The 21,283-nt window shown below is 42.8% G+C and carries 22 protein-coding genes; 5 read left to right on the top strand and 17 right to left on the bottom strand.

Annotation, left to right across the window (positions count from 1 at the left end; translation table 11 throughout):
* Window positions 1-30: 30 nt before the first annotated feature.
* The 3 genes from B9N86_RS10815 to B9N86_RS10805 all read right to left on the bottom strand — a co-directional run bounded on the left by B9N86_RS10815 (window position 31) and on the right by B9N86_RS10805 (window position 3,012).
* Window positions 31-882, bottom strand: a complete 852-nt coding sequence (locus B9N86_RS10815) for a hypothetical protein (RefSeq protein ID WP_208919229.1) — start codon at window positions 880-882, stop codon at window positions 31-33.
* 441 nt (window positions 883-1,323) lie between these two features.
* Window positions 1,324-2,277 carry a phosphotransferase enzyme family protein gene (locus B9N86_RS10810; RefSeq protein WP_208919228.1) on the bottom strand — a complete coding sequence of 318 codons (954 nt, stop codon included), beginning with the start codon at window positions 2,275-2,277 and terminating at the stop codon, window positions 1,324-1,326.
* Window positions 2,278-2,634: 357 nt separating this feature from the next.
* On the bottom strand, window positions 2,635-3,012 hold the full coding sequence (locus B9N86_RS10805; protein ID WP_208919222.1) for a YmaF family protein: 378 nt from the start codon (window positions 3,010-3,012) through the stop codon (window positions 2,635-2,637).
* A 334-nt stretch (window positions 3,013-3,346) separates the two neighbouring features.
* On the opposite strand from B9N86_RS10805, the gene B9N86_RS10800 reads away from it, so the two are divergent.
* Window positions 3,347-3,736: a DoxX family protein gene (locus B9N86_RS10800; RefSeq protein WP_208919220.1), complete on the top strand. Its 390-nt coding sequence runs from the start codon at window positions 3,347-3,349 to the stop codon at window positions 3,734-3,736.
* A gap of 76 nt (window positions 3,737-3,812) precedes the next feature.
* On the opposite strand, the gene B9N86_RS10795 is transcribed toward B9N86_RS10800, so the two are convergent.
* The 4 genes from B9N86_RS10795 to B9N86_RS10780 form a co-directional block, all read right to left on the bottom strand.
* Window positions 3,813-4,013: a hypothetical protein gene (locus B9N86_RS10795; protein WP_208919218.1), complete on the bottom strand. Its 201-nt coding sequence runs from the start codon at window positions 4,011-4,013 to the stop codon at window positions 3,813-3,815.
* A gap of 245 nt (window positions 4,014-4,258) precedes the next feature.
* A complete protein-coding gene (locus B9N86_RS10790; RefSeq protein ID WP_208919217.1) occupies window positions 4,259-5,002 on the bottom strand; it encodes an amino acid ABC transporter ATP-binding protein in 744 nt (247 codons plus the stop codon).
* A gap of 16 nt (window positions 5,003-5,018) precedes the next feature.
* Window positions 5,019-5,678 carry an amino acid ABC transporter permease gene (locus B9N86_RS10785; protein ID WP_208919215.1) on the bottom strand — a complete coding sequence of 220 codons (660 nt, stop codon included), beginning with the start codon at window positions 5,676-5,678 and terminating at the stop codon, window positions 5,019-5,021.
* Window positions 5,679-5,741: 63 nt separating this feature from the next.
* Window positions 5,742-6,509: an amino acid ABC transporter substrate-binding protein gene (locus tag B9N86_RS10780; protein WP_208919213.1), complete on the bottom strand. Its 768-nt coding sequence runs from the start codon at window positions 6,507-6,509 to the stop codon at window positions 5,742-5,744.
* A gap of 250 nt (window positions 6,510-6,759) precedes the next feature.
* Here B9N86_RS10780 and B9N86_RS10775 point away from each other — a divergent pair, with 250 nt between their 5' ends.
* Window positions 6,760-7,503, top strand: a complete 744-nt coding sequence (locus B9N86_RS10775) for a DUF1707 domain-containing protein (RefSeq protein ID WP_208919204.1) — start codon at window positions 6,760-6,762, stop codon at window positions 7,501-7,503.
* 96 nt (window positions 7,504-7,599) lie between these two features.
* Here the strand turns inward: B9N86_RS10775 and B9N86_RS10770 are convergent, their stop codons facing one another.
* From B9N86_RS10770 to B9N86_RS10730, 9 genes are all read right to left on the bottom strand, one after another.
* Window positions 7,600-8,118, bottom strand: a complete 519-nt coding sequence (locus tag B9N86_RS10770; RefSeq protein WP_208919202.1) for a hypothetical protein — start codon at window positions 8,116-8,118, stop codon at window positions 7,600-7,602.
* A gap of 287 nt (window positions 8,119-8,405) precedes the next feature.
* Entirely contained in the window at window positions 8,406-9,335 is a 930-nt protein-coding gene (locus B9N86_RS10765; RefSeq protein WP_208919200.1) for a manganese-dependent inorganic pyrophosphatase, read from the bottom strand.
* Window positions 9,336-9,460: 125 nt separating this feature from the next.
* The gene (locus B9N86_RS10760; RefSeq protein ID WP_208919198.1) at window positions 9,461-10,483 is read right to left on the bottom strand and encodes a UDP-N-acetylmuramate dehydrogenase; all 1,023 of its coding nucleotides are present in this window, start codon (window positions 10,481-10,483) and stop codon (window positions 9,461-9,463) included.
* A gap of 362 nt (window positions 10,484-10,845) precedes the next feature.
* On the bottom strand, window positions 10,846-11,796 hold the full coding sequence (gene rpoD / locus B9N86_RS10755; RefSeq protein WP_208919196.1) for an RNA polymerase sigma factor RpoD: 951 nt from the start codon (window positions 11,794-11,796) through the stop codon (window positions 10,846-10,848).
* Window positions 11,797-12,013: 217 nt separating this feature from the next.
* Entirely contained in the window at window positions 12,014-13,321 is a 1,308-nt protein-coding gene (gene nagZ, locus B9N86_RS10750; RefSeq protein WP_208919194.1) for a beta-N-acetylhexosaminidase, read from the bottom strand.
* A gap of 109 nt (window positions 13,322-13,430) precedes the next feature.
* Window positions 13,431-13,586 carry a hypothetical protein gene (locus tag B9N86_RS10745; RefSeq protein ID WP_208919193.1) on the bottom strand — a complete coding sequence of 52 codons (156 nt, stop codon included), beginning with the start codon at window positions 13,584-13,586 and terminating at the stop codon, window positions 13,431-13,433.
* Between the two features lie 217 nt (window positions 13,587-13,803).
* Entirely contained in the window at window positions 13,804-14,652 is an 849-nt protein-coding gene (locus B9N86_RS10740; RefSeq protein WP_208919190.1) for a DegV family protein, read from the bottom strand.
* Between the two features lie 315 nt (window positions 14,653-14,967).
* Complete coding sequence (locus tag B9N86_RS10735) at window positions 14,968-15,324, bottom strand: GIY-YIG nuclease family protein (protein WP_208919188.1); 357 nt, start codon at window positions 15,322-15,324, stop codon at window positions 14,968-14,970.
* 29 nt (window positions 15,325-15,353) lie between these two features.
* Window positions 15,354-16,109, bottom strand: a complete 756-nt coding sequence (locus B9N86_RS10730) for a DUF2087 domain-containing protein (RefSeq protein ID WP_208919186.1) — start codon at window positions 16,107-16,109, stop codon at window positions 15,354-15,356.
* A 279-nt stretch (window positions 16,110-16,388) separates the two neighbouring features.
* Here B9N86_RS10730 and B9N86_RS10725 point away from each other — a divergent pair, with 279 nt between their 5' ends.
* Window positions 16,389-17,663, top strand: coding sequence for an MFS transporter (locus B9N86_RS10725; protein WP_208919184.1), 1,275 nt, complete (start codon window positions 16,389-16,391; stop codon window positions 17,661-17,663).
* Between the two features lie 176 nt (window positions 17,664-17,839).
* Here the strand turns inward: B9N86_RS10725 and B9N86_RS10720 are convergent, their stop codons facing one another.
* Window positions 17,840-19,588 carry a M28 family peptidase gene (locus tag B9N86_RS10720; protein WP_208919182.1) on the bottom strand — a complete coding sequence of 583 codons (1,749 nt, stop codon included), beginning with the start codon at window positions 19,586-19,588 and terminating at the stop codon, window positions 17,840-17,842.
* Between the two features lie 265 nt (window positions 19,589-19,853).
* Between B9N86_RS10720 and B9N86_RS10715 the strand changes: the two genes are divergently transcribed.
* Together B9N86_RS10715 and B9N86_RS10710 are read left to right on the top strand one after the other, a co-directional pair.
* Window positions 19,854-20,567, top strand: coding sequence for a polyphosphate polymerase domain-containing protein (locus B9N86_RS10715; protein ID WP_208919179.1), 714 nt, complete (start codon window positions 19,854-19,856; stop codon window positions 20,565-20,567).
* A 3-nt stretch (window positions 20,568-20,570) separates the two neighbouring features.
* Window positions 20,571-21,272 (top strand): DUF4956 domain-containing protein, encoded by a 702-nt coding sequence (locus B9N86_RS10710; RefSeq protein ID WP_208919177.1) that lies wholly within the window; start codon window positions 20,571-20,573, stop codon window positions 21,270-21,272.
* Window positions 21,273-21,283 lie beyond the last annotated feature (11 nt).

Genomic DNA, 21,283 nt, shown 5'->3' with positions numbered 1-21,283 from the left:
ATCCATTTTCATTGTTCAATACTTCTAAAATCAATGAGATTTCTGCAGTACCATCCACCATTTCTCATCAAATCCCGGCACCTGCACCTCCTGCAGTCCGAGATCTGCTTCGTTAATCCATTCTCTGGCAAACTGGATATAGTTGCTGTGAAACTCAGAGCTGTATCCTATTTTTTCATACCCTGCATAGATACAATTGTCGAAAATGATGATGCCCTCTTCCTTCAATAACTGATGACAGGTTTCAATGATACTGATAAACTCGCCGTAAACTGCCTGCTTTAGCTCTCCCCGGTTATGATAATCCATAACCGCTTGCAGCATCTGAGGTTCAACACTCCACCAGTCACTATGAATCGTATCTATTCCTTCACGCTGAGCGATCATGGTCTGTACGATATCATTCAAGGCATGATGAAAAACGATCACATCCATAGATCCCTGTCCACAGTAGTTCAGTATACGGGCGCCATTGTCCTCTATGACCTGGATCTCAATGCTTAACTCCGCAGTTTTATCCCTGAACCCTTCGGTCAAATCCTGGTTTAAATTTGCGGTTACGTACTTCGCCCCTTCCTCACCATGAGTGTCCAGCGCTTTAGGAATAAAAATCGTATCACCTGCAGCAATTTCAAACAACTTGGCATCCTTCGGAACGTTCAAGAACTCCATCAAATGAACGTAGGAGGAAGTATAATACAGTTGAAGCATTTCAGGGTCCGAACGTTCTGCCAATGTAATGGGAGGAGTTATCATTCCGTCTAATCTTCGGTGCAGTTCATCATCAGACAAGCTTGCAATCAGCTCTTTCGTCTCCGCTGAAAACCCTCTTGAAAGCTGGTTAATTTTGCTTCGATACATATTAGATTCCGTCAGATGCATACCCAAATTCCTCCCTTTGTGTGGACGCAAATTACATTAGTGTGTTAGGAAACACCGTTTTATCTGCTATCTTATTGTATATTTTCAATACAAGAAGATAAGACCCATGTATGTGATCCATCTATGTATTAATTCATTTCATTTTCTAGTCCCTATTCAGACCTTCATGAGTTACTACAATATACGTTTGTAAAGGACCCATTAGACTTATCATTCCTGACACATACTACTCTGAAGCATTTCATGTATCCGCTATCAAGTTATTATTTTAAGTAAACCCACTCCTTGGTGAAGATGGTATATTTGCAAAATAATATACCATAACATGGATGAGGTGTCACAAATGATCTGTGAAATCATAAAGACTTTATTGAATTGAACCTTTCGTGGCTATAGCCACGAGATTCCTAAGTAACGAAAGACCAATCGGTCTCTAATGGATTAGGCCAAGAACACCTTACATCCTGAGCCCAAAAATGAAGAGTCGCGAACCAAGGATACCCGCATGTTCTCGAGGTATATTCGTTGTTGATCCGTCAGCTTATCGATGTCTGAGAAAAGAGTATGATAGACATAGGAATACAAATGTCTGAAATCCAGGAAAAAATCGACCAAGTGCATCCCTGAAGTATCCCCTTTACCTTGTGCGTAACCCTCCATAAAGCAACCTGTAAATCTTTTGGCAAATTCCCGCCTGCTCTCACCAGCCTCAACCGAGTGTACAGCATGATATATTGCTACAGCAGCATCATAAGCAAACCAGTTATACTCACTGTCACCGAAATCCAGAACAGTCAGCTGATGCTGCGGGTCAAGTAACAAATTGTGCTGATGCAGATCTCCGTGAATCAAACCAAATTCCTTGTCAGTCGCCGACAGAGTATGCATATGTACATGATATTCCTTCCAGTGCTCTTGAAGTGTAAGGTTCAGCAGCCCCAAATCGCGGTGGTATATTTCATGCTCATGCCATTGACCGCGTGAATGTTTGGGGTTAAATCCTACTGCCAAAGCATGCAGAGTTCCCATAGCATGACCCCACTGACGGAATAACTGTGGATTCCACACCTCCGAATCTCTCGATTGAATGTGCCGCCCCTTAGCTTTTTCATAGACTAAAAAACAAAGCCCGTTGGAGATATCATTCACATACGTCCCCTTGACTTCGATGGGTCTCACGACGCTCATGTTATGCTGTGATAAATGCAGAACCCATTCCACTTCGGAAATCAACTGTTCTTGTGAGATTAAGGCACGGTCAAGGATCTTGACCACCATTGGGTTATCCAGATTGACTTTATACACATTGTTATTGTATCCGCCAAGACACTTTACCCCATCCATCGGACATTGTAAAAAACCACATATTTCCTGTATTACAGTAGAATCTAGCATATAGAGATCACTCCTCCTCATGGACATACTCAGTAATCTCCTAAATTATTGTATATTAGATGGATTACTGTCAAATCATCACGAAGAAGCGAACGTCAATGACGATTTTTTCCGGGGACGAAAATCGGTTCTTATATCGGGGCCAAGTTTACGTCGCGTGCTCCAAAGGCACTCCCTGAGATTCGCCATGATCGCTATGCCGATTTCGGGCTCCATGTCATATTCACATAAAAAAACGCCATGAACATGAAACTGTTCCGACGTTTAATATACCAAGCCTACCGATAATTCGACTATTCAACAATGCTTGGCACAGTCTAAACTTTCTCCTCAGTCTGACTCACTCATCTCGCTTTTTTACTTTACGCGCTTCCGTTTAATACTCTCAATAATCAATCTGTGTCCGACTACGCCTCCTAGCCGAATGAGGCCCGTTGTTCTGCCGGAAATGATGTGGCGGTGTCCATCGGCGATATTCGTTTGGATTCTAAACCGGTGGAAATGGTTCGCCCCCCTTCCAATGTTGAGTCCTGTTTGTCCCGAATAGGTATGACGATGTCCATCAGCAGTTGTCGTGATTCCCTGGAATGTGTGGCGGTGTCTTCCGTCCTCAGGAATGAATAAATCCGTCAAATTGCCGAAGGAATGTCTGTGTCCTTGCACCAGCGTAGTCAAACCCTCCATTCGATGCCTGAATTGTACGGGCCCGCCGTTTCCTTGTTGATTTCTTACCATTTATCATCATCCTTTCGAAAGAGATAATACTAAAATATGAATGTTAACTTCGATTTGATTGTATTAATGGCACGGTCTCGCTTCTTTGGGCTTTATTGCTTAAATCTACTTACTTTTTGATCGTGAAATAGTTGCTGTACTTTTGGGGAAGATAATGATTGGTATATAAGAAATACATGATTGTTATAATCTCCAAGCTTATTTATAGTTCGTTACTTGACAATGATGGGTATACCAGATATTATACTGAGATAAAGTTAGTGATGATATAAAAGTTAGCTATATATTCCATCATCATTACCAAATCTAAATATAAGTCAGGAGTCGGTTATAAGTGAAAAGTTATTCATCAATAGGACAAGTTATTCTTAGAGTGGTGTTAGGTATTGTTTTTCTAGCTCACGGTCTGGACAAATTTCAAAGCGGGATCAGTAATATTTCTGGTTTCTTCGAAAGTGTCGGTGTTCCGGGGTACATGGCTGCCATCGTAGCGGTGATTGAAACTGCGGGAGGTATTGCTCTTATCCTTGGGGCAGGAACCAGAATTGTGTCTATGGTGTTGGCGTTTGTTCTTCTTGTTGCAATTTTCACCGCGAAGATTAGTATGGGCTTCTTGGGTGGATACGAACTGGATATTGCTCTATTAGCAATTGCCGTCTCGCTGGTCTTCACAGGCAGCAATCTGTGGTCTATCGACTCGCTGTTCCGAGCTAATAAAAAATAACACAAACGTTTAAAAGCTGAACATGAAACGTATTTCATACGTTTTGCGTTCAGCTTTTTAATGAAAAAGGTTCTGGCTATTCCATTATCCCGTCACTTTCGTTAATGACGATATCTACACTTTCTTCAAACACATTAGGACACGGAACATTGGTTATTTCCTCAGACTGCCGGACCCAATGACCGATATTACGATACAATGCTTCATATGACTGATCCAGCACGTCTTCCGGGATATGCTCTGCACTCACAAAGTTGTCCGGTTCCGGTAATTTCATGGTGACTTTCCTCCTGGCAAGTTGGATAATGACTGTTCATAACATCTGTAAAATTGCTGTCCGTTTAGTTAATATTGTTGATGATCCCTACTTTTATACAATCTTTCTCATACGAAGAACCCTAATGTACCCTCACCTCAAGACTTCAAGAACCATAACGATCATTCACATGTCATTTTCCCGATATATAAAAAACGGAAGAGGCAGCATTGTATAATGCTACCTCTTCCGCCTTATATTTATTACTACAACGAACGGTTCAAAAAAGCACGCGTCCGCTCCACTTTTGGATTATTGAATATTTGATCCGGTGTACCGGACTCAATCACTTCACCATTGTCCATAAAGATGACGCGGTCAGCCACATCTCTCGCAAACCCCATTTCATGGGTTACGATCACCATCGTCATATGTTCTTCTGCAATCTGTTTAATAACCTGCAACACCTCTCCAGTGAGCTCGGGATCCAGAGCCGAGGTCGGTTCATCAAAAAGCAAAATGTCAGGATTCATCATCAATGCCCGGGCTATGGCTACTCGCTGCTTCTGGCCTCCAGAGAGCTTGCCGGGGAGGGCGTCAGCCTTGTCGGCAAGACCTACTTTTTTGAGCAATGCATCACTCTTTTGCCGGACGACCTCATCGGACTCTTTTTTGACATGTTTCGGTGCTAGTTCAAGATTGCGCTGAACCGTAAGATGCGGGAATAAATTAAAGTGCTGAAACACCATCCCCATTTGGGAGGTGATCTGTTTCAACTGCTTGCTGTCGGGATAAACTCCATTTTGAACGAGATATTCATCTTGCACACGAATGGTACCGCCATTGACTTCTTCAAGATGAACGAGACTGCGCAGCATGGTGCTCTTACCTGAGCCCGAAGGACCGATGATCGCAATAACTTCGTTTTTATTTACTTCAAAAGATACATTTTTCAATACATTCAGATCGCCGAATGATTTTTTCAGATTAGATACTTCGATGATAGCCATTTCTTCGACAGTCCTTCTATTCAAATTTGAACTTGCGTTCAAGGTATTTAAACAATAACGTCAACACTAATGTCATCAGCAAATAGATAACACCTGCCACAAAGAAAGGCAATAGCTTAAAGTCACGGTTGACAGCGGTTAGAGCAAAATGCAAGATCTCCGGAACTGCGACCGCATACAGAAGCGCCGTATCCTTCACCAGCGTAATCGATTCATTCGACACAGACGGGAGGGCAACGCGGAACATTTGTGGTAAAATAATCCGAGTGGTGGTCTGCCAGCGGCTAAGTCCCAGCACCTGTGACGCTTCGTATTGCCCTTTATCGATGGCAAGCAGACCACCACGGAATATTTCTGCGAAATAAGCAGCGTAGTTTAACGCAAACGCCAGACTGGCCGCTACAAAGCGATCCAAAACTAGATACTCGCCTATAACCGGCAGGATCGGCAGCCCGTAAACAAAAAACACCAATTGCAGCAAAAGCGGCGTTCCCCGCATGACGTAAATAAAAGCATTCGCCAGCCACACGAGTGGTTTGATAGCGCTCTTCACCATTAATGTCAGTCCAAATCCTAAAGGGATAGACACAATAATCGCGATGATAAACAATAAAATTGTAGCCCTTGCTCCCTCCAACATAGGGATCGTTATGTCAATAAGATAGTTTATGTCCATTATTTCGATGCTCCCATTTATCGGCGTACCTCAAAGAAGACAGACCGCACTTAGCGGTGACGCCTACTTCAATACTTTATCCTCACCAAACCATTTTTCGGAAATTTTAGCTGCAGTCCCATCAGCATTAATTTCATCTAAAGCTTTCTGAAGCTCGTTCAAAAGGTCTTCTCTTCCCTTCTTGACTCCGATACCATATTCCTCAGGAGCAAGTGACTCTTCGAGCAATGTATAGGTTCCTTCTTCTTTCGCCATATAATACTTCAATACAACCTCATCGATAACAACGGCATCCAGACGGCCATTCTTCAAATCACTTAGCGCCAGTACGTTATCTGAGAACTCCGAAATATTACTGATCTGAGATTTGATCTCATTGGAAGCCAACGCATCAGCAGCTGAGGAAAGCGCCTGAAGTCCTACATTTTTACCTGCCAAATCATTGATTCCTTTAATATCCGAATCCGCCATAACTGCTACAACTTGGCTATTCTTTAAGTATGGTTTCGTGAACAATACTTTTTCTTTACGTTCATCGGTAATTGTGTAACCGTTCCAGATCAAATCAATCCGACCGCTGCTTAACTCCGATTCTTTTGTCTTCCAGTCTATCGGCTGGAATTTAATCTTGTACCCCATCTTCTCAACAGCAGCACGGGCATAATCGATATCAAACCCGACAATTTCATTCTTCTCATCCCGGAACCCCATCGGCGCGAATTTGTCGTCGATGCCGACAATCAGTTCTTTATCTCCGCTCGCGGAGCTTGCACATCCTACGACGGATAATAACAATACTAGACTCATGAATAACAATGATAGCTTTCTCATTACAAATGCCCCCTATACACTTGACCAGATCTCATTTGGATCACAGCCTCTCTCTTTCTCGCTTTAATACGTTATCAGAGCTACATGATACCATATTAGCATAGAAGAGTCGATACCTTCAAAAAATGAGGGCGCTTTCTCTATAATTTCATTCTATTTTAAGGAAAAATTAAGGATGATTTCAGCATACCCGGAAACAATGAGGGGTAGAACCACATTACAAACACCATACAACGAAGAAGGGCGGTATATGAATTTGAGAACACAGAACCTATGGATCAAGAGGCTTCTTAGTCTCACCTTAACCCTGGTATTCGCCATGAGCCTCCAAGGAATATCAAGTGCTGATTCGGCTAACGCTGAATCTGGTACAGCAAGCAACCAATCTTTCAAGCACGAGAGAGGAATGCTAAAAGAGCTTGCAACTTTCCTTAAGCTTGAACCAAAAATTATGCATGAAAAGTTACAGAGCGAGTCACTCTCTGATATTGCACAAGCGCAAGGTATCACCCGTGCTGAACTCAAAACCAAGGTAATTGAGCTTATGAAAGCACACGCGGCTTCTCGCCCTACACCTTTGGGAACCACCTTAGATTTCTCTGCTGCGGCTGAAAAGTTTATGGATGCCAAAGGCGGGTGGCATCACGGTGGAAAACGGCACCACAAGCGCTTGATGAATGTAGAGGAATTGGCCAAACTTCTGAACATGACGCCAAACCAACTTAAAGAATCTCTTCAATCCGGCAAAACGCTTGCCAAGCTGGCAGAGGAAAATGGAGTCAGTGTGCAGTCGGTCATCGATCAGCAGGTTAAAGCTGTCACGGGCCGGCTAGATCGCCATTTGGCAGAAGGAAAGCTTACGAAGGACCAATACGATGAGCGCAAAGCTAAAGTTAAACAATTTGTTACTGACTTCGTTAACGGTCGGAATATGAATCCGAAGGAAGATCACTTCAGACATCGAAGCATTTCGCAGAACACATTTGAAGAGTAAGAGAATCCTGAAATAAGCCGTATGATTCTCGGCTCGAATAGCATGTGAGGACACAAAAAACGGCCTGCATAAATGCAGGCCGTTATATGTTACATATTAAGGTGTGTATTGCTGAATAATTTTAACTACGACACCGTCCTCAACGGTAACGTGGTATGGGAACCAGCTCATATCAATAATATCGTTCTTATCATAAGCTGACAGGAATTTATTCAAGCTAACTGCTTCATTCCAAAAAATTTCAGCATCTTCCACTTGCCCTGTGTGGTCATATAACTGCAGCAGGACCTCGGCATCATCAGCAACTCGCAGAGTCACCTGCTCTTCCGTATCATTTACAATATAATAACCATTCGGAGCTTCTGTCATTTCAGGATCCTGTTCGCGTTCACGGAAGATCTCATTCGCTTCTTCTCCTTCATACCATTGAATCGGATCTACATTCAGATATACATTTCCATCTTTCACTTCTATAGAATTAATGAATACGGCCTCTTGGTTTGAAACTTTCTCAACTGGTTTGTAATCTTCATTACTCGAAGCCACCCCAACCGTCGTCATCATCATAAATACCAACAGCATTACGGACGTTAATTTCCAGACTCTTTTTTTCATAATTTCATCTCTCCCTTATGTATAAATTGGAGAACAGACATCTATATAATGATTACCCTTATGACTGGAACTTAAAACCAATTTCTAAGTATGGATCATATTTCTTTGTCGTTCTATATAGCTAGTATATGAAAATCAGAAACAAAAAGGGTTTCATTTCGTCTTTAATTCGTTACAATAATTCAATCTTCTGTACACAAATAACCCGTCTGTCTCTACACATAAGTGTTGAAACAGACGGGTTATTACTATAAAAGCTATTAATCTTAAGAGCTTAGGCTATAATTTTACTTATTGAATGCTTCAGTCAATACGGGCACGATCTGGGATTTACGGGAAACGACACCTTTCAAGAATGCTTGATTATTATTCAGTGCCACATTATAAGCCTTCTCCACTGCTTGAGATTCTTGTCCTAATGCAAGCGCGATAGAGTCGTTGTTCAAAATGTCTGTTACAACGAAAACAAACAAATCCAACTTCTTCTCAGCAATGATTGCGGAGATCGCTTCCTCTAACTCCGTCTGACGAGAAAGGACATCGTTCGTGTCAACCGCATTAACTTGGGCGATTTCTACCTTTGCTCCGCCCATCTGAAATTCTTTTGCATCCAGGGAGATGAGTTGAGCGATGCTCTTGTCGCTCAGATCGGCTCCGGCTTTCAGCATGTCTAATCCGTATGCATCCGCATCAACACCCGCAATTTCAGCCAATTCACGGGCTGCAGCCACATCTTCCTCTGTGCAGGTAGGAGATTTAAAGAGCAGGGAATCCGAAATGATCGCGGACAGCATCAGACCAGCGATTTCTTTGGAGATTGCAACGCCTTTTTCTTTGTAAATTTTGTTCAGGATCGTTGCTGTGCATCCAACCGGTTCAGCACGGTAATAAAGCGGATGGCTTGTCTCAAAATTAGCAATACGGTGATGGTCAATGACCTCTACAACGCGCACTTGATCGATATCGCTAACGCTTTGTTGACGCTCATTATGGTCTACCAGAATTACTTCTTTCGCTTCGTTAGCTACCGTCTCAACATATCGCGGAGCCTCCACCTTGAAATAATCAAGTGCGAATCGGGTTTCCCCGTTAATGTCTCCCAAGCGGACTGCTTCCGCTTTAAGACCGAGTGCTTTTTTCAGCTCGGCATACGCTATAGCAGAACAGATTGTATCCGTATCCGGATTTTTGTGTCCAAAGATCAAAGTATTTTCCATAATAATTGCCCTCCGTCGATTGTTATCTTGACTCATGAGAAACTTCTGCTGGTCAAACTCCTATCTGATTATATCGCTAAATTCTTCTTATTCCAATTCATTTACACTGAATTTCAAAAAATCCTTCAAACAAGAACGATTTCCGGCTCCGGTACAAAACCGAATTTCCGATGAATCGCTTCGGTTATCACTTCCATCAAATACACAATGTCGGAAGCCTTGGCCTGATTCTGGTTTAATATCATATTGCCATGATGAGGAGAGATAATCGCTCCCCCATGCTCTGTTCCTTTCAAATTCAGCTGATCGACCAGTGAGCCAGTGGCTACACCATAATTATAATTGTTCTTAAACACAGAGCCACATGACGGATAGTCGAAATGACGTTTGCCAGTCCGATATTTAATAATATCAAGCATAGATTCCGGTGTTGGAATGCCTTTTCCCGCAAGAGCATGAACTTCTCCAAGGAAAAAGGAAAAGAACTGCGGAAGTGATGACGGATGGTTTCCTCTCTCCTTCCAAGCCGGCGCCAGATTGGAGACATACTGGATTTGCTCTTCGGAATGAACAGGAATATTCAGATCAGCCCCGACAATAATCCAGGGATGATGCTGGAAAATAGACTGTTTGTATGCAAAATCGCACTCTGCTGAAGGAATGGACTGAACCGACATCGCTCGGGAAGATAAGTCGATATAATAAACGGTATCAATAATATCGCAAATTTGGCGATGATTGTATTTTGCATTCATATAAATGCCTGCCCCAAGACAACCGGGAAGCAGGAACGTAAAGTCTAACAAATCTGTACCGCCACTAAGTCCCATTAAGGAGAGCAGTGACATCGGGGTTCCAGCAGATACAAACCATTTATCCCCCTTTGTTTTCAGCTCGGTAAATCTCTTGAGAGAGACAAAGACCATATCCGGATCCGGCTGATCAGGAAATAAAATATTAGATCCCATACCAAAGGTGTACCAAGGCAACCCTTGCTTCTTGCAATCCTGATACAACGCAGCCAGGTCGTCTGCCGTCTCGGGCAGCGCCACATAATTGGCCGCTCCTCCAATGCTATACGTAGAGAAGCTCGACAGCGGTATATTACGCAAGCATAACCGTTCAACAGCGGATGTATGTAAACTCATCGGTGTCATGTCACTCCTCTAAAAATATTTCGTCTTTGATACATCAATGGTAATTACGATGATCTATCTATATATATATTTACGTTTCATAATTATGATGGAAGCTCTTGACCCATGTCAATTCATTCACAGATTGCTTCCCTTTAACAAACTAAATAGCCCCTTGAAAAGGGCAACAAGATGCCGACTTCCAAGGGACTGTGTTTATAACCGTGTGGATTACTTCGGAGTGGATAGATCTCTCCACACCCCAACAAATTCTTCTTGTTCCGCGCCCTCGTATTGACTATATTCCTCAAGTGCATTTCCGCATTCACAAGAGATCTGATCTGAGCCATAGTTATCTGTACCGAAAACAAAGACTATTCAAGAAAGTCTTTTAATCGTTTGCTTCGGCTAGGATGTCTTAGTTTACGAAGTGCTTTGGCCTCAATTTGACGGATACGCTCCCGGGTTACCCCAAATACCTGACCCACTTCTTCAAGCGTTCTCGTTCTGCCATCCTCAAGTCCGAACCGGAGACGAAGAACATTCTCCTCCCGCTCCGTCAGGGTATCAAGCACTTCTTCCAGCTGTTCTTTCAACAGTTCAAAAGCTGCTGCGTCTGCCGGAGCGAGTGCATCTTGGTCCTCTATAAAGTCGCCCAGATTCGAGTCGCTTTCTTCCCCTACCGGAGTTTCAAGAGAAACCGGTTCCTGAGAAACTTTAAGAATTTCCCGTACTTTTTCGGGGCTGATATCCATCTCTTTACCGATCTCCTCAGGAGTCGGCTCACGTCCAAGATCTTGAAGAAGCTGGCGCGAAATTCTTACAAGCTTATTGATCGTCTCAACCATGTGTACAGGAATACGAATCGTTCGTGCCTGATCGGCGATTGAACGGGTAATAGCCTGCCGGATCCACCATGTGGCATATGTGCTGAATTTAAATCCTTTAGAATAATCAAACTTCTCAACGGCTTTGATCAGACCCATATTACCTTCTTGAATGAGATCAAGGAATTGCATGCCTCGTCCCGCATAACGTCTTGCTATGCTGACGACCAGACGAAGGTTGGCTTCGGCCAATCGGCGCTTGGCTTCTTCATCACCATTATTGATTCTTTTTGCAAGTTCTATTTCCTCATCAGCTGAAAGAAGCGGAACACGTCCAATCTCTTTCAAATACATACGAACCGGATCGCTGATCTTGATGCCTGGAGGAAGCGTAAGATCATCGTGTACCGAAAAATCCTCTGTTGGAGAGCTCGCTGTTTTTTCCGGTTCCACAGCCTCACGTTCCATTGCGAAATCCGCACCGTGACGGTTTTCCATTCTATGCCCCCCTGTTGACATTTCTGATATTTTATGCTAATCTTATTGTAGATTATTATGACTTCAAGACAATAATTGTTTATCCGTCATTCTATCATATTAATACTATGTTTTCAACTTTTAAATAATGTAAGGACAACCGATCTCATTCGAGATCGGTTTTTTTGTTGATAAATATGAACCTAAAATATATTATGTCATTCATTCCTGTCATAAATCATTTAAGCTTGCTGATCAACTGCTTAGCTTCCGCATTCAACTGCTTCACATCAGGACCTGTTACCGGCTGATCATTGATGTTGTACTTCTGTTTTAGACGTAAAATGGTCAGTACTCGTTCATCCAATATTTTTTCAGTGATTCGCTTGCTTTTTACAGCTTGAATTAAAGACTTGATTACTGCTTCTTCTTTATCGTACTCATGCCCCACCAGAACAATGTTAGTTCCCGCCAATACCGAACGAATGGCTGCCTCACCAATCTCAATCTCGCCCGCTCCGACAGCCCCCATCGTCATATCATCAGTAATGACAACTCCCTTAAATCCAAGCTGCTCACGCAGTAATCCTGTAATAACAGGCTTTGAGAATGAAGCAGGGGTTTCAGGATCAATCTTCGACATAAGGAGGTGGGAGACCATCACAACGTCAGCCCCGTTATCGATTGCATCCTTGAACGGAGCCAATTCCAGTTTATTCAGACGTTCCTTATCATGCTCAACCACAGGCAGTCCAAAATGAGAATCGACGGACGTGTCCCCATGGCCGGGAAAATGCTTCACCGCCGGCACAACACCTGTTTCTTGAATCCCTTTCATGGCAGCGATCCCAAGTCTACTAACCATTTTGGCGCTGTTACCAAAGGAACGGTCTCCAATGACCGGATTATCCGGATTGCTGTTCACATCAAGCACAGGAGCATAGGCCATGTTCAAACCGAATCCGAACAGCCTTTTCCCGATTTGACCGGCGATCTCTTGAGCTAACGCGGGATCATCGTTCTCTCCGACTTTACCACTCGAAGGCAGCTTTACAAACGGATCGGGCATTCGAGAGACCCTTCCCCCTTCTTCATCAATACTCATCCAGAGCGGAATTGGATTACCGGCATTCGCTTTCTTTAAACTGTTAAAGAGCTGTACCGACTGACTTATGCTTTCCATATTGTCCTTGAAAAAAATAAATCCACCAACATGATATGTATTCAGCAGTTTACGGGAGGAACTGTCCACCGTTGTACCTTCCATACCGACAATAACCAACTGACCTACTTTTTCTTCCAAACTGAGTTCTTTCAGCTGTGTAAGCGCAGAATCATTTGAATCGTCAACAGGCTTGTTGGCAACAGGATCTTTCGTCTGTGATTTCCCCTCCTTCACTCCATTTGAAACTTTAGGACCATCACTGGTTTCTGTCTTCGGTGGTATCTGTACCTCGTCCTTGGCTGTCTCCGAATTTGCACCACACCCGGCGATCCCGAGTATTAACAGACACATCAACACACTAATATATGTACAACTCTTCATAATACACCTTCCTTTTATGTACCTCATTTGTTGTCCTACTTCTAGAAATATCCTTTGATGTCCTTCCTGACAAGAAGAAAAAACCGCAGCAGTGTGCGGCTGAAACCTTCTATTTAATCAGCCCGAGCTCTCTTGCCTGGTCTTCTGTCAATATAAATTGTTCATTGTCCCAGACTTCATCATCTTCTCCCAGTCCAAACATGACTATAATTTCATCCCATACTTTTTTCTCCATCGCTTCAGTTTGACTTATGATGATCTTCATAAGATGAACTCCTTTAGATATAGATTACCATACTGTATTGTTGCCATTCACATCTCCTCCTAATACTTATCAACTGATATCATACGGTTAGAAACGATGAATTTATGACAGCGGCTCCAAAAAGATAATTCGATGAGATCAACAAATTTTTATGATGAAAAACAGCCTGATAATGAAATTCAGGCTGCTGTGATTACTAACTAGTATTTAACTATGATCAGGAAAAAGAGGGCTGATTTTTGATCCATGACATGGCAAGTGTTCCTTCGCCCGTATGAACACCGACAACAGGGATAAACGTCATAATCTCAGTTTTAAGAGACGGATGCAAACCACTCAATTCTTTTTCAATTTCTTTGGCTTCTTCCTCATTGTTTGCATGCATGATACATACCTTTTTAATTTTCTGGATGTCAAACTTAAGTGTTTCTACCATTTTCTGTTTAGCTTTCTTGAAGGTCCGTATTTTCTCTTCGACTACCACTTTGCCCTCCTCAAAACGAAGTAGCAAATGAATACGCAGTAGATTACTTAGCAGCAATTGAGTGCCTGACACTCGTCCGCTACTGTGCAGACGATGCAAATTTGCCGGGATAAGGTAGAAGGACGTATTTTGTACCATGGTCTCGATCTTTTCCTTAATTTCATGAATCGAATGACCCAGTTTATGCCAGCTTATTCCCGCCATCACCATTTCACGCAGCGGAAACGCGCCGAATCTGGAATCGATCCCAACAGCAGGAACCTCAGCGATTTCTGCTGCCTGCATGGACGTATTTAGAGTACCGCTTAACTCCGAAGAACAGTGAATTGCGATTACATCATCATATTTCTCTTTCAATGACTCATAGAGCTCAATGAATTCGCCAATCGGTGGCTGTGAGCTGCTGACTTTCGATTCATGGCGCATTTTCTCATAGAAATCTTCTGCCGATATATCAATGCTCTCTTTATATATCTCTTGCCCAAGAATAAGGCGTAAAGGAACGATATAAATATGATTTTCTTTGGCAAACTCTGGATCTATGGTGCTTGTGCTGTCAGTTACCCATGCAATGGATCTCATTTCTGATCACGTCTCACTTTCGTGTATTTCAAACATAAGTGTGGCAAGCGGTTTATGTTGTTAATAAAAATAATATATCAACCTTCCCCCCCATGCAAATGGAAGTAATTATCCAGCCACTGTTTCCCCGTGAATATGCATGTTTCTTCTCCTATCCCTGCAGTAACAAGCGCGATGTAACCGTGCCATCATCTCTTCCAGATGATCAAGTACCTGATAAGCTTCTATCCGTCTCAAAGGCCCAAATCAGAAAAGTTGGAATGGGTAGATCATAAAAAAATGAAGCTGACTGAGCAGCTCCATTATCTGAACAATTTATAATTGTTTAACCGAGTTATAACCGCGTTCACCAAAGGACTGCAGTTCCATAATCCAATGTTCTTCTCTCTTGTTAACAGCATCCTTTAAGTTGTAGAACGGATCATTGTTCGGTTCAAACACCTCAAGAATTTCAAACACGAAGGCATCTTCCCCATACTCGTTCCATTCCTGTTGCATACTTTTGTTCATGCTTGTTCCCATTTGAAGTTCAAAACGTTTACCGTTAATCGTCTTAAGATTCGGTGTTCCGACTACTAGGATTTTACCGTTTTTCATATTTTTAATCGCATAAACACCGGCTTCAATCTTGATTTCCTTATACATCTGTTGTAACTCTTCTCTACGGTTCATAATTCTAACTTCCTCCTCATCATAAAGAGTTATGAAATGAGCCAATACTTGCTACCGTCTGGTTCACGGTCGATAAAGCCGTATTCAATCAAAAACCGCCGCACGGTAACATAATCGTCATAAACACCCTTTAAAATCTCATTAACTTCCGTTTCTGTATAGGTTTTCTCAGGCTGGAACCGGGTCGCTATTTCACGTAGAACAACATAACGCTGCTTTTCCTTCAGTTTAAACTTCGTCAGCTTCCCGTCCGTACCTGACGGGAACAATTTAGTCAAAATTTCCACCCGCTCTTCTTCCGTTACATTGTATCTTTCATCCACCATTTTGGCACTTTTGTGCAAAGGCACAAAAGAAGGCGCGTGAGCATCTTTTTCCTTTAACAGCTCCATTAATGTTAACAAAACTTTGGCTTGACGTTCTTTCTCTTTCAACGCAAACCGGTGGTTCCGAATCGTTGATGCGCTTCCGATTCCTGTTTCCATTTGGACCTCAGCATCGCTTTTTCCCTGATAGAACAATTGCAGCAGACGACTTTGGTGATCTGTCAGGCCGGTCAGTTTCTTGTCTAGGCCGGTCAGATATTGAAACACAGAGCCATGTTCACGCTCCACATGCAAGGCAATATATCGCTTTGGCTCATAGAGAAGACCGTCGTCCGGATAAATGAGTCCCTTTTCAATCTCTCGGCCGCATAACAAACACACCCATCCATGATCTTCCTCAAAAAAACCTTGTTTTAATTCTTCAATTGTAGCATTCCAAAAACGATCTTGAAGTTCCATCTAACTGACACCTTCCTTCTCTGATGATAATTATATAGACAAAATATAATTATGTCTATAACAATTCATTCAAACACGATTGTAGTTTCTTATTATTTCGGGGTCTCTAATAACTGAACGTAGAGAAATCTAAGAGAAGCCCTTCCGCAATTGGGAGGGCTTCTCTATAGGTTAATTAAAAATCTAATAAATATCCAACTTTTAGAAACATTATCCTTTCTGAGCAACATGTAACCTGATAGAATAGAGAAGTTGCTGCTGAGAATAGGAGGTACCTACATGCGATTAATACAACAGACGGCAAAAGAGTGGAGTGAATGGCCACGTAATATAAAACTCTTCTTTCTAGCCAACGTACTTTACCAGATTGGTACAGGCATGTTCGGCGTCCTATACAATCTATACATAAAAGGTTTAGGTTATGCGGATTCGATGAATGGAACCGTCGTGAGTGTCCAGTCTCTAGCGACCGCCCTCATGTTCATTCCAATCGGATTTTTAGGTGACCGCGGCAGCCGCAAAAAAATCCTGGTGATGGGCTCCTTATTAAGTGGTATCGCCCTTATGGCCAGGTCACTGTTGGAATCTGAATTGAGTTTGCTTAGTCTTGCAGTGTTTACAGGACTCTTTTCTTCCTTTTTTCAAGTATTGGCAATTCCATTTCTTGCCGAGAATACAGCAAAATCTGCCCGCATGCGTATATTTAGCTATCATGCTTCGCTCGTCCTCGCTGCGCAAGTGCTGGGAGGGATGGGCGGCGGTTTTTTAGCGGATTTTATACAGCTGTTCGGTGCAGATCATGTACAAAGTCTAAAAATCGTGTTGATGATCGGGGGAGCTTCTACTTTTGCTGCCTTTATTCCACTGTTATTTACGACCGATTCCAAATTACAAGAAGCTGTTGTACCTGAGCCAGCAATTATAACTGGGGAAACACAGCCAGGGAGCGCCCGTTCCGACTTCAAGATTATCGGACAATTTGCATTCGCACAGCTTCTCATTGGATTAGGTTCAGGTCTGGTCGTTCCGTATCTGAATCTGTACTTCACGAACCGGTTCTCCGTATCCTTATCTGCCGTAGGGATTCTTATCTCACTCGGACAAGTTATGACTATCGTGTCTATGTTGATCGGTCCATTCCTTGTTAACAAGGTCGGTGCCGTACGGGCCGTAGTCAGCTTTCAGATTCTTTCCTTGCCGTTTCTGCTGCTTACGGGTTTTACGAATATTTTTGGCGTCGCTGCCATCGGCTTCCTATTCCGTCAGGCGCTCATGAATGCTGCCAACCCGATTCAATCTTCCATTCTGATTGACCGGGTTCCTGACCATCGAAGAGGTATCGCTAATTCATTTACACAGACAGCATTTATGCTCGGTTGGGCAACGATGGGGCCTGTACAAGCTATGCTGGTTACGAATTATGGAAGCTATTGGGGGTATGCCATTACATTTTGTATCACCGGCACACTCTATGTGGCCTCGTCACTGCTCTACTACCGGATGTTCAGAGAACGAAAGAAACGGGGCGTATCTACGCTTCCATCAGCTCTTTAACTATAAGTCAACAAGCGGAATGGCCTGAGCCATTCCGCTTATTTCGTCTGTCCGGTAGCAAGACGGTGGACTTTAACCTCAAATTTTTTCCTCTCGCTAAGATCCAAATCGTCGTTTTCGTGTACTCCGGTGCTCCTATGGATTTCTTCATTTCGATCAATTTCTTCAACCTACCATCATCTTGCCGTGTATACCGGACGCTCCGGACTAGGCTCGGCTTGATCCCATCCAAAGGCAAGAAGCAGAACAATGGCTAGCATCGCTGCCGGCAGAACCAAGCGCCAAGATTGTGCTAACAACTTCATAGCAGGGTAAGAAAATGCAAGGATCAGAGACGCGATCGCCGAGCTGAACAGGCTAATACTTGGAGGCATCATGATAAACAGGATATAGAAAAATGATGTAAACATGAGAACTGGGATAAGAAGCGTACCTAAGATAACTACCGGGTGATTTACGATTTCCATCGGTTTACGAGACCAAATTGCCCAAGTCAGCGCAATAAAATGAGCTAACAGCGGTATAGTGAATAAATAACTCGCACCCGGCAGCATCCATGTTGATCCGATAAGAAGCAGAAGGAACAGACACATACCGCTAAGCATCATATCCACCTCGTTGACTTTCCTGATCACCAAACGGAATAACACAACATTCACGATCAGAGCAACTAACGCAAAACAAACATTATAAAGAATGGCATCATACGTTGCCCCAGAGAACATGGTCACTTTATGCGCCCAGCCCGCAAATATGAGCTGCCATAATCCGTAGGAAAGTCCAATAGAAAGAAGCATGGAACCCAGTGTTATCAGAAGTCCAAGCAACGATCCCTTCAAAGTAACCAGTGATTTACGTACAAAATAAATAACAAAGAACAGCCATATTCCTGCAAAAATAACGGAAATAAGTACACTCCACGAAGCAGGGTAATGAATCAAAATCCCAAACATATTGAAATATATCCGGTTTTCGGATTCCAGATTGGACAAGTCTAAATTACCGAAGTGCTTGGCAATGGCCAACGCGTTCTCCCCTTGATGCTGCATCGTCTGCAAAGAGACATTATCAACATTGTCCATCGGTGTGTGATAAGCAACCCAACCATCTCCATAAGCGAAATTTAATCCCGGCAGTCCATTCTCCAGGGCAACCGTCAAATCTGTATCATTCGGCAGCTTCTTATAAAGATCCACCAGAAGTGAATTGCTAACCGGATTCGTAACAGCCTTACTATACTCTTCAATTAGACGACCGTTTCCTTCGCTGGTCTGGAACATAAAGGATGAGCCTTTGGAGCCTCTGGCCTCAAAATTAGCGACCATTCCAATAGTCTCCTGGTGTTTCGGATCTCGAAAAAATACCTCGGCACCTAGCAGCCCCCTCTCTTCCCCATCCGTCAGCAAGATCCATATGTCATTCTGAAGCTTAGGACCGGCTTGTAAAGCTCTCGCAGTCTCTAGAAGCGATGCAACACTCACAGAAGCATCGTTCGCTCCCGGACCCGTAGGTACAGAATCATAGTGCGACATGAGCAGCAGCGGTTTGCCGTTACCAGAGCCTTTTATCACTCCCAAGATGTTCGTAAGCTCAATATCTGCATCAAAATGTTTCGTCTTTAATCGGCCATTGAACTCCTGCAGTTCTGGATTCAATTCGAGTTGTTCCATTTGCTCCCTTAAATACACTCTGACACCGTTAATGGCAAGAGTTCCCGAAGGGTGAGGGTACTGCGCGATATTTTCTACGTGACGCATCGCCCGCTCTGACGAGAAGACTAAATCAGAGGCTACTTCACTCTTGGCTTGAGGCGGTCTCTCTGACCATAAAATCAGAAAAACTGCCAGTATTAAAGTTCCAGCTACAATGAGTGTAAGAACAAATGGACGACCTTTTTGTGGCTGTTTTCTCGTAATAATCTCCATTTCGGCACCCTACTTCCTATATATGAAGTTACTTTCACCTAATGGTGTCAGCCCCCCATAGTTTAATTCCAATTTTTACCTCCGTCAATAAACATAAATATATATTTTATATTTGCATTGTTTTCGTTGTGTTAACTTTCAGTTTTCTTTCAGTTGTTCTTAAGAAAGGAATCAGGAATGGTTGGTAGTATGAATTTCATACCCAGACACCAAGGTTCCGGCGGAGGAACCAATTGTGTAATTTTTTTTAGAAAAGAGGTGTGAAATGAATTCAACGTTGAAATATCGACATGAGCTGAAATTTTTTGTGAACCAGCACCAGTATCAGATTATTTCTACACGGCTGAGAAATCTGGTGTCACGTGATGAGCATGCAAGTTCTTCAGGCGAATATCATATCCGCAGCTTATATTTTGATGATATTAACAACAAGGCCCTTCATGAGAAGCTGGGCGGTATTAGAGACCGGGTGAAATATCGTATCCGAATCTACAATATTGAGGACACCACGATTCATTTCGAAAAGAAGATCAAGTTCAGAGACTATATTGCCAAGGTAAAAGAACCTCTTACGAGGGAAATGACCGATGAGATCATGGTAGGCCGGTTCGAAGGACTAAACATTCCGGACAAGCCTCTCTTAATGGAGCTTTATCATGAAATGAAACACAATCTGCTGCGTCCAAAGGTCATTGTTGACTATGTTCGCGAACCTTATGTCTGTCATCACGGAAACGTGAGGATCACGTTCGATAAAGAACTGCGGAGTGGTCGGCACTCCACTGAACTGTTTAACAAAAATCTGGATCCTGTCCGGGCGATTGATGAGAATCTCATTATTATGGAAGTTAAATACGACGAATATATACCGGAATATATTAAAGCGGCACTTCAGCTGGAAGGCTTGAACAGACAATCCGCAAGCAAGTACGTCATGTGCCGTAAATTTCTAAAATATAACTCTTGGGAGGATTATTAATTCATGAACACCACAACGACCAATGAATCAACCAATTTCTCGGATATTATTAAAAAATCAGTTATGGAAAATTTCGTTTCCGACATCAGCATTTCCAAAATTCTAATTACACTTGGTATCGCTTTTGTTATAGCCCTCTTCATCTATCTTTTATATAAGCGGGTATTCAGCGGAGTTTTGTATTCTAAAAGTTTTAACGTTTCGTTGATCGGTATGACGATGATTACAGCCACGGTCATTATTGCAATCAACTCTAACCTCGTCTTGTCACTCGGTATGGTCGGCGCGTTATCCATTGTCCGGTTTAGAACACCGATCAAAGATCCAACTGACCTCATCTTTCTGTTCTGGGCTGCTGCGGCCGGTATTGTTACAGGCGCAGGTTTCTACACATTGGCTGTATTAAGTTCTGTCATCATTGGGTTAATCCTGTTCTTCTTCATTAAGAAAGCAACTGTTGATACCCCGTACCTTCTCGTTATTAACTGTGACAATGATTCCAGTGAACAGGAGATTCATAAGACAATCACGAGCGTGGTCAAACGTTATAACGTGAAGCAAAAAACCGTAACCCCAGGAAACATTGAATTAACACTCGAAGTTCGTCTTCAAGACGAAGAAGGCCGGTTTGTGAATCAAATTTCTGAGATGCATGGCGTTAAGAATGCAGTGCTGATTAGCTATAACGGAGACTATGTATCCTAAGACAGGTGGTG

Origin of the sequence: Paenibacillus uliginis N3/975, from assembly GCF_900177425.1 — a bacterium.
GTDB lineage: Bacteria > Bacillota > Bacilli > Paenibacillales > Paenibacillaceae > Paenibacillus_AQ > Paenibacillus_AQ uliginis.
The sequence above is the reverse complement of the archived record's forward strand: the minus strand, read 5'-3'. Positions and strand labels throughout refer to the sequence as shown.

What these genes read in the sequence shown, in the direction of transcription:
- B9N86_RS10815 (WP_208919229.1), bottom strand. Translation starts at nt 882, where the DNA reads ATGCATCTGACGGAATCTAATATGTATCGAAGCAAAATTAACCAGCTT.
- B9N86_RS10810 (WP_208919228.1), bottom strand. Translation starts at nt 2,277, where the DNA reads ATGCTAGATTCTACTGTAATACAGGAAATATGTGGTTTTTTACAATGT.
- B9N86_RS10805 (WP_208919222.1), bottom strand. Translation starts at nt 3,012, where the DNA reads ATGGTAAGAAATCAACAAGGAAACGGCGGGCCCGTACAATTCAGGCAT.
- B9N86_RS10795 (WP_208919218.1), bottom strand. Translation starts at nt 4,013, where the DNA reads ATGAAATTACCGGAACCGGACAACTTTGTGAGTGCAGAGCATATCCCG.
- B9N86_RS10790 (WP_208919217.1), bottom strand. Translation starts at nt 5,002, where the DNA reads ATGGCTATCATCGAAGTATCTAATCTGAAAAAATCATTCGGCGATCTG.
- B9N86_RS10785 (WP_208919215.1), bottom strand. Translation starts at nt 5,678, where the DNA reads ATGGACATAAACTATCTTATTGACATAACGATCCCTATGTTGGAGGGA.
- B9N86_RS10780 (WP_208919213.1), bottom strand. Translation starts at nt 6,509, where the DNA reads ATGAGAAAGCTATCATTGTTATTCATGAGTCTAGTATTGTTATTATCC.
- B9N86_RS10775 (WP_208919204.1), top strand. Translation starts at nt 6,760, where the DNA reads ATGAATTTGAGAACACAGAACCTATGGATCAAGAGGCTTCTTAGTCTC.
- B9N86_RS10770 (WP_208919202.1), bottom strand. Translation starts at nt 8,118, where the DNA reads ATGAAAAAAAGAGTCTGGAAATTAACGTCCGTAATGCTGTTGGTATTT.
- B9N86_RS10765 (WP_208919200.1), bottom strand. Translation starts at nt 9,335, where the DNA reads ATGGAAAATACTTTGATCTTTGGACACAAAAATCCGGATACGGATACA.
- B9N86_RS10760 (WP_208919198.1), bottom strand. Translation starts at nt 10,483, where the DNA reads ATGAGTTTACATACATCCGCTGTTGAACGGTTATGCTTGCGTAATATA.
- rpoD (WP_208919196.1), bottom strand. Translation starts at nt 11,796, where the DNA reads ATGGAAAACCGTCACGGTGCGGATTTCGCAATGGAACGTGAGGCTGTG.
- nagZ (WP_208919194.1), bottom strand. Translation starts at nt 13,321, where the DNA reads ATGAAGAGTTGTACATATATTAGTGTGTTGATGTGTCTGTTAATACTC.
- B9N86_RS10745 (WP_208919193.1), bottom strand. Translation starts at nt 13,586, where the DNA reads ATGAAGATCATCATAAGTCAAACTGAAGCGATGGAGAAAAAAGTATGG.
- B9N86_RS10740 (WP_208919190.1), bottom strand. Translation starts at nt 14,652, where the DNA reads ATGAGATCCATTGCATGGGTAACTGACAGCACAAGCACCATAGATCCA.
- B9N86_RS10735 (WP_208919188.1), bottom strand. Translation starts at nt 15,324, where the DNA reads ATGAACCGTAGAGAAGAGTTACAACAGATGTATAAGGAAATCAAGATT.
- B9N86_RS10730 (WP_208919186.1), bottom strand. Translation starts at nt 16,109, where the DNA reads ATGGAACTTCAAGATCGTTTTTGGAATGCTACAATTGAAGAATTAAAA.
- B9N86_RS10725 (WP_208919184.1), top strand. Translation starts at nt 16,389, where the DNA reads ATGCGATTAATACAACAGACGGCAAAAGAGTGGAGTGAATGGCCACGT.
- B9N86_RS10720 (WP_208919182.1), bottom strand. Translation starts at nt 19,588, where the DNA reads ATGGAGATTATTACGAGAAAACAGCCACAAAAAGGTCGTCCATTTGTT.
- B9N86_RS10715 (WP_208919179.1), top strand. Translation starts at nt 19,854, where the DNA reads ATGAATTCAACGTTGAAATATCGACATGAGCTGAAATTTTTTGTGAAC.
- B9N86_RS10710 (WP_208919177.1), top strand. Translation starts at nt 20,571, where the DNA reads ATGAACACCACAACGACCAATGAATCAACCAATTTCTCGGATATTATT.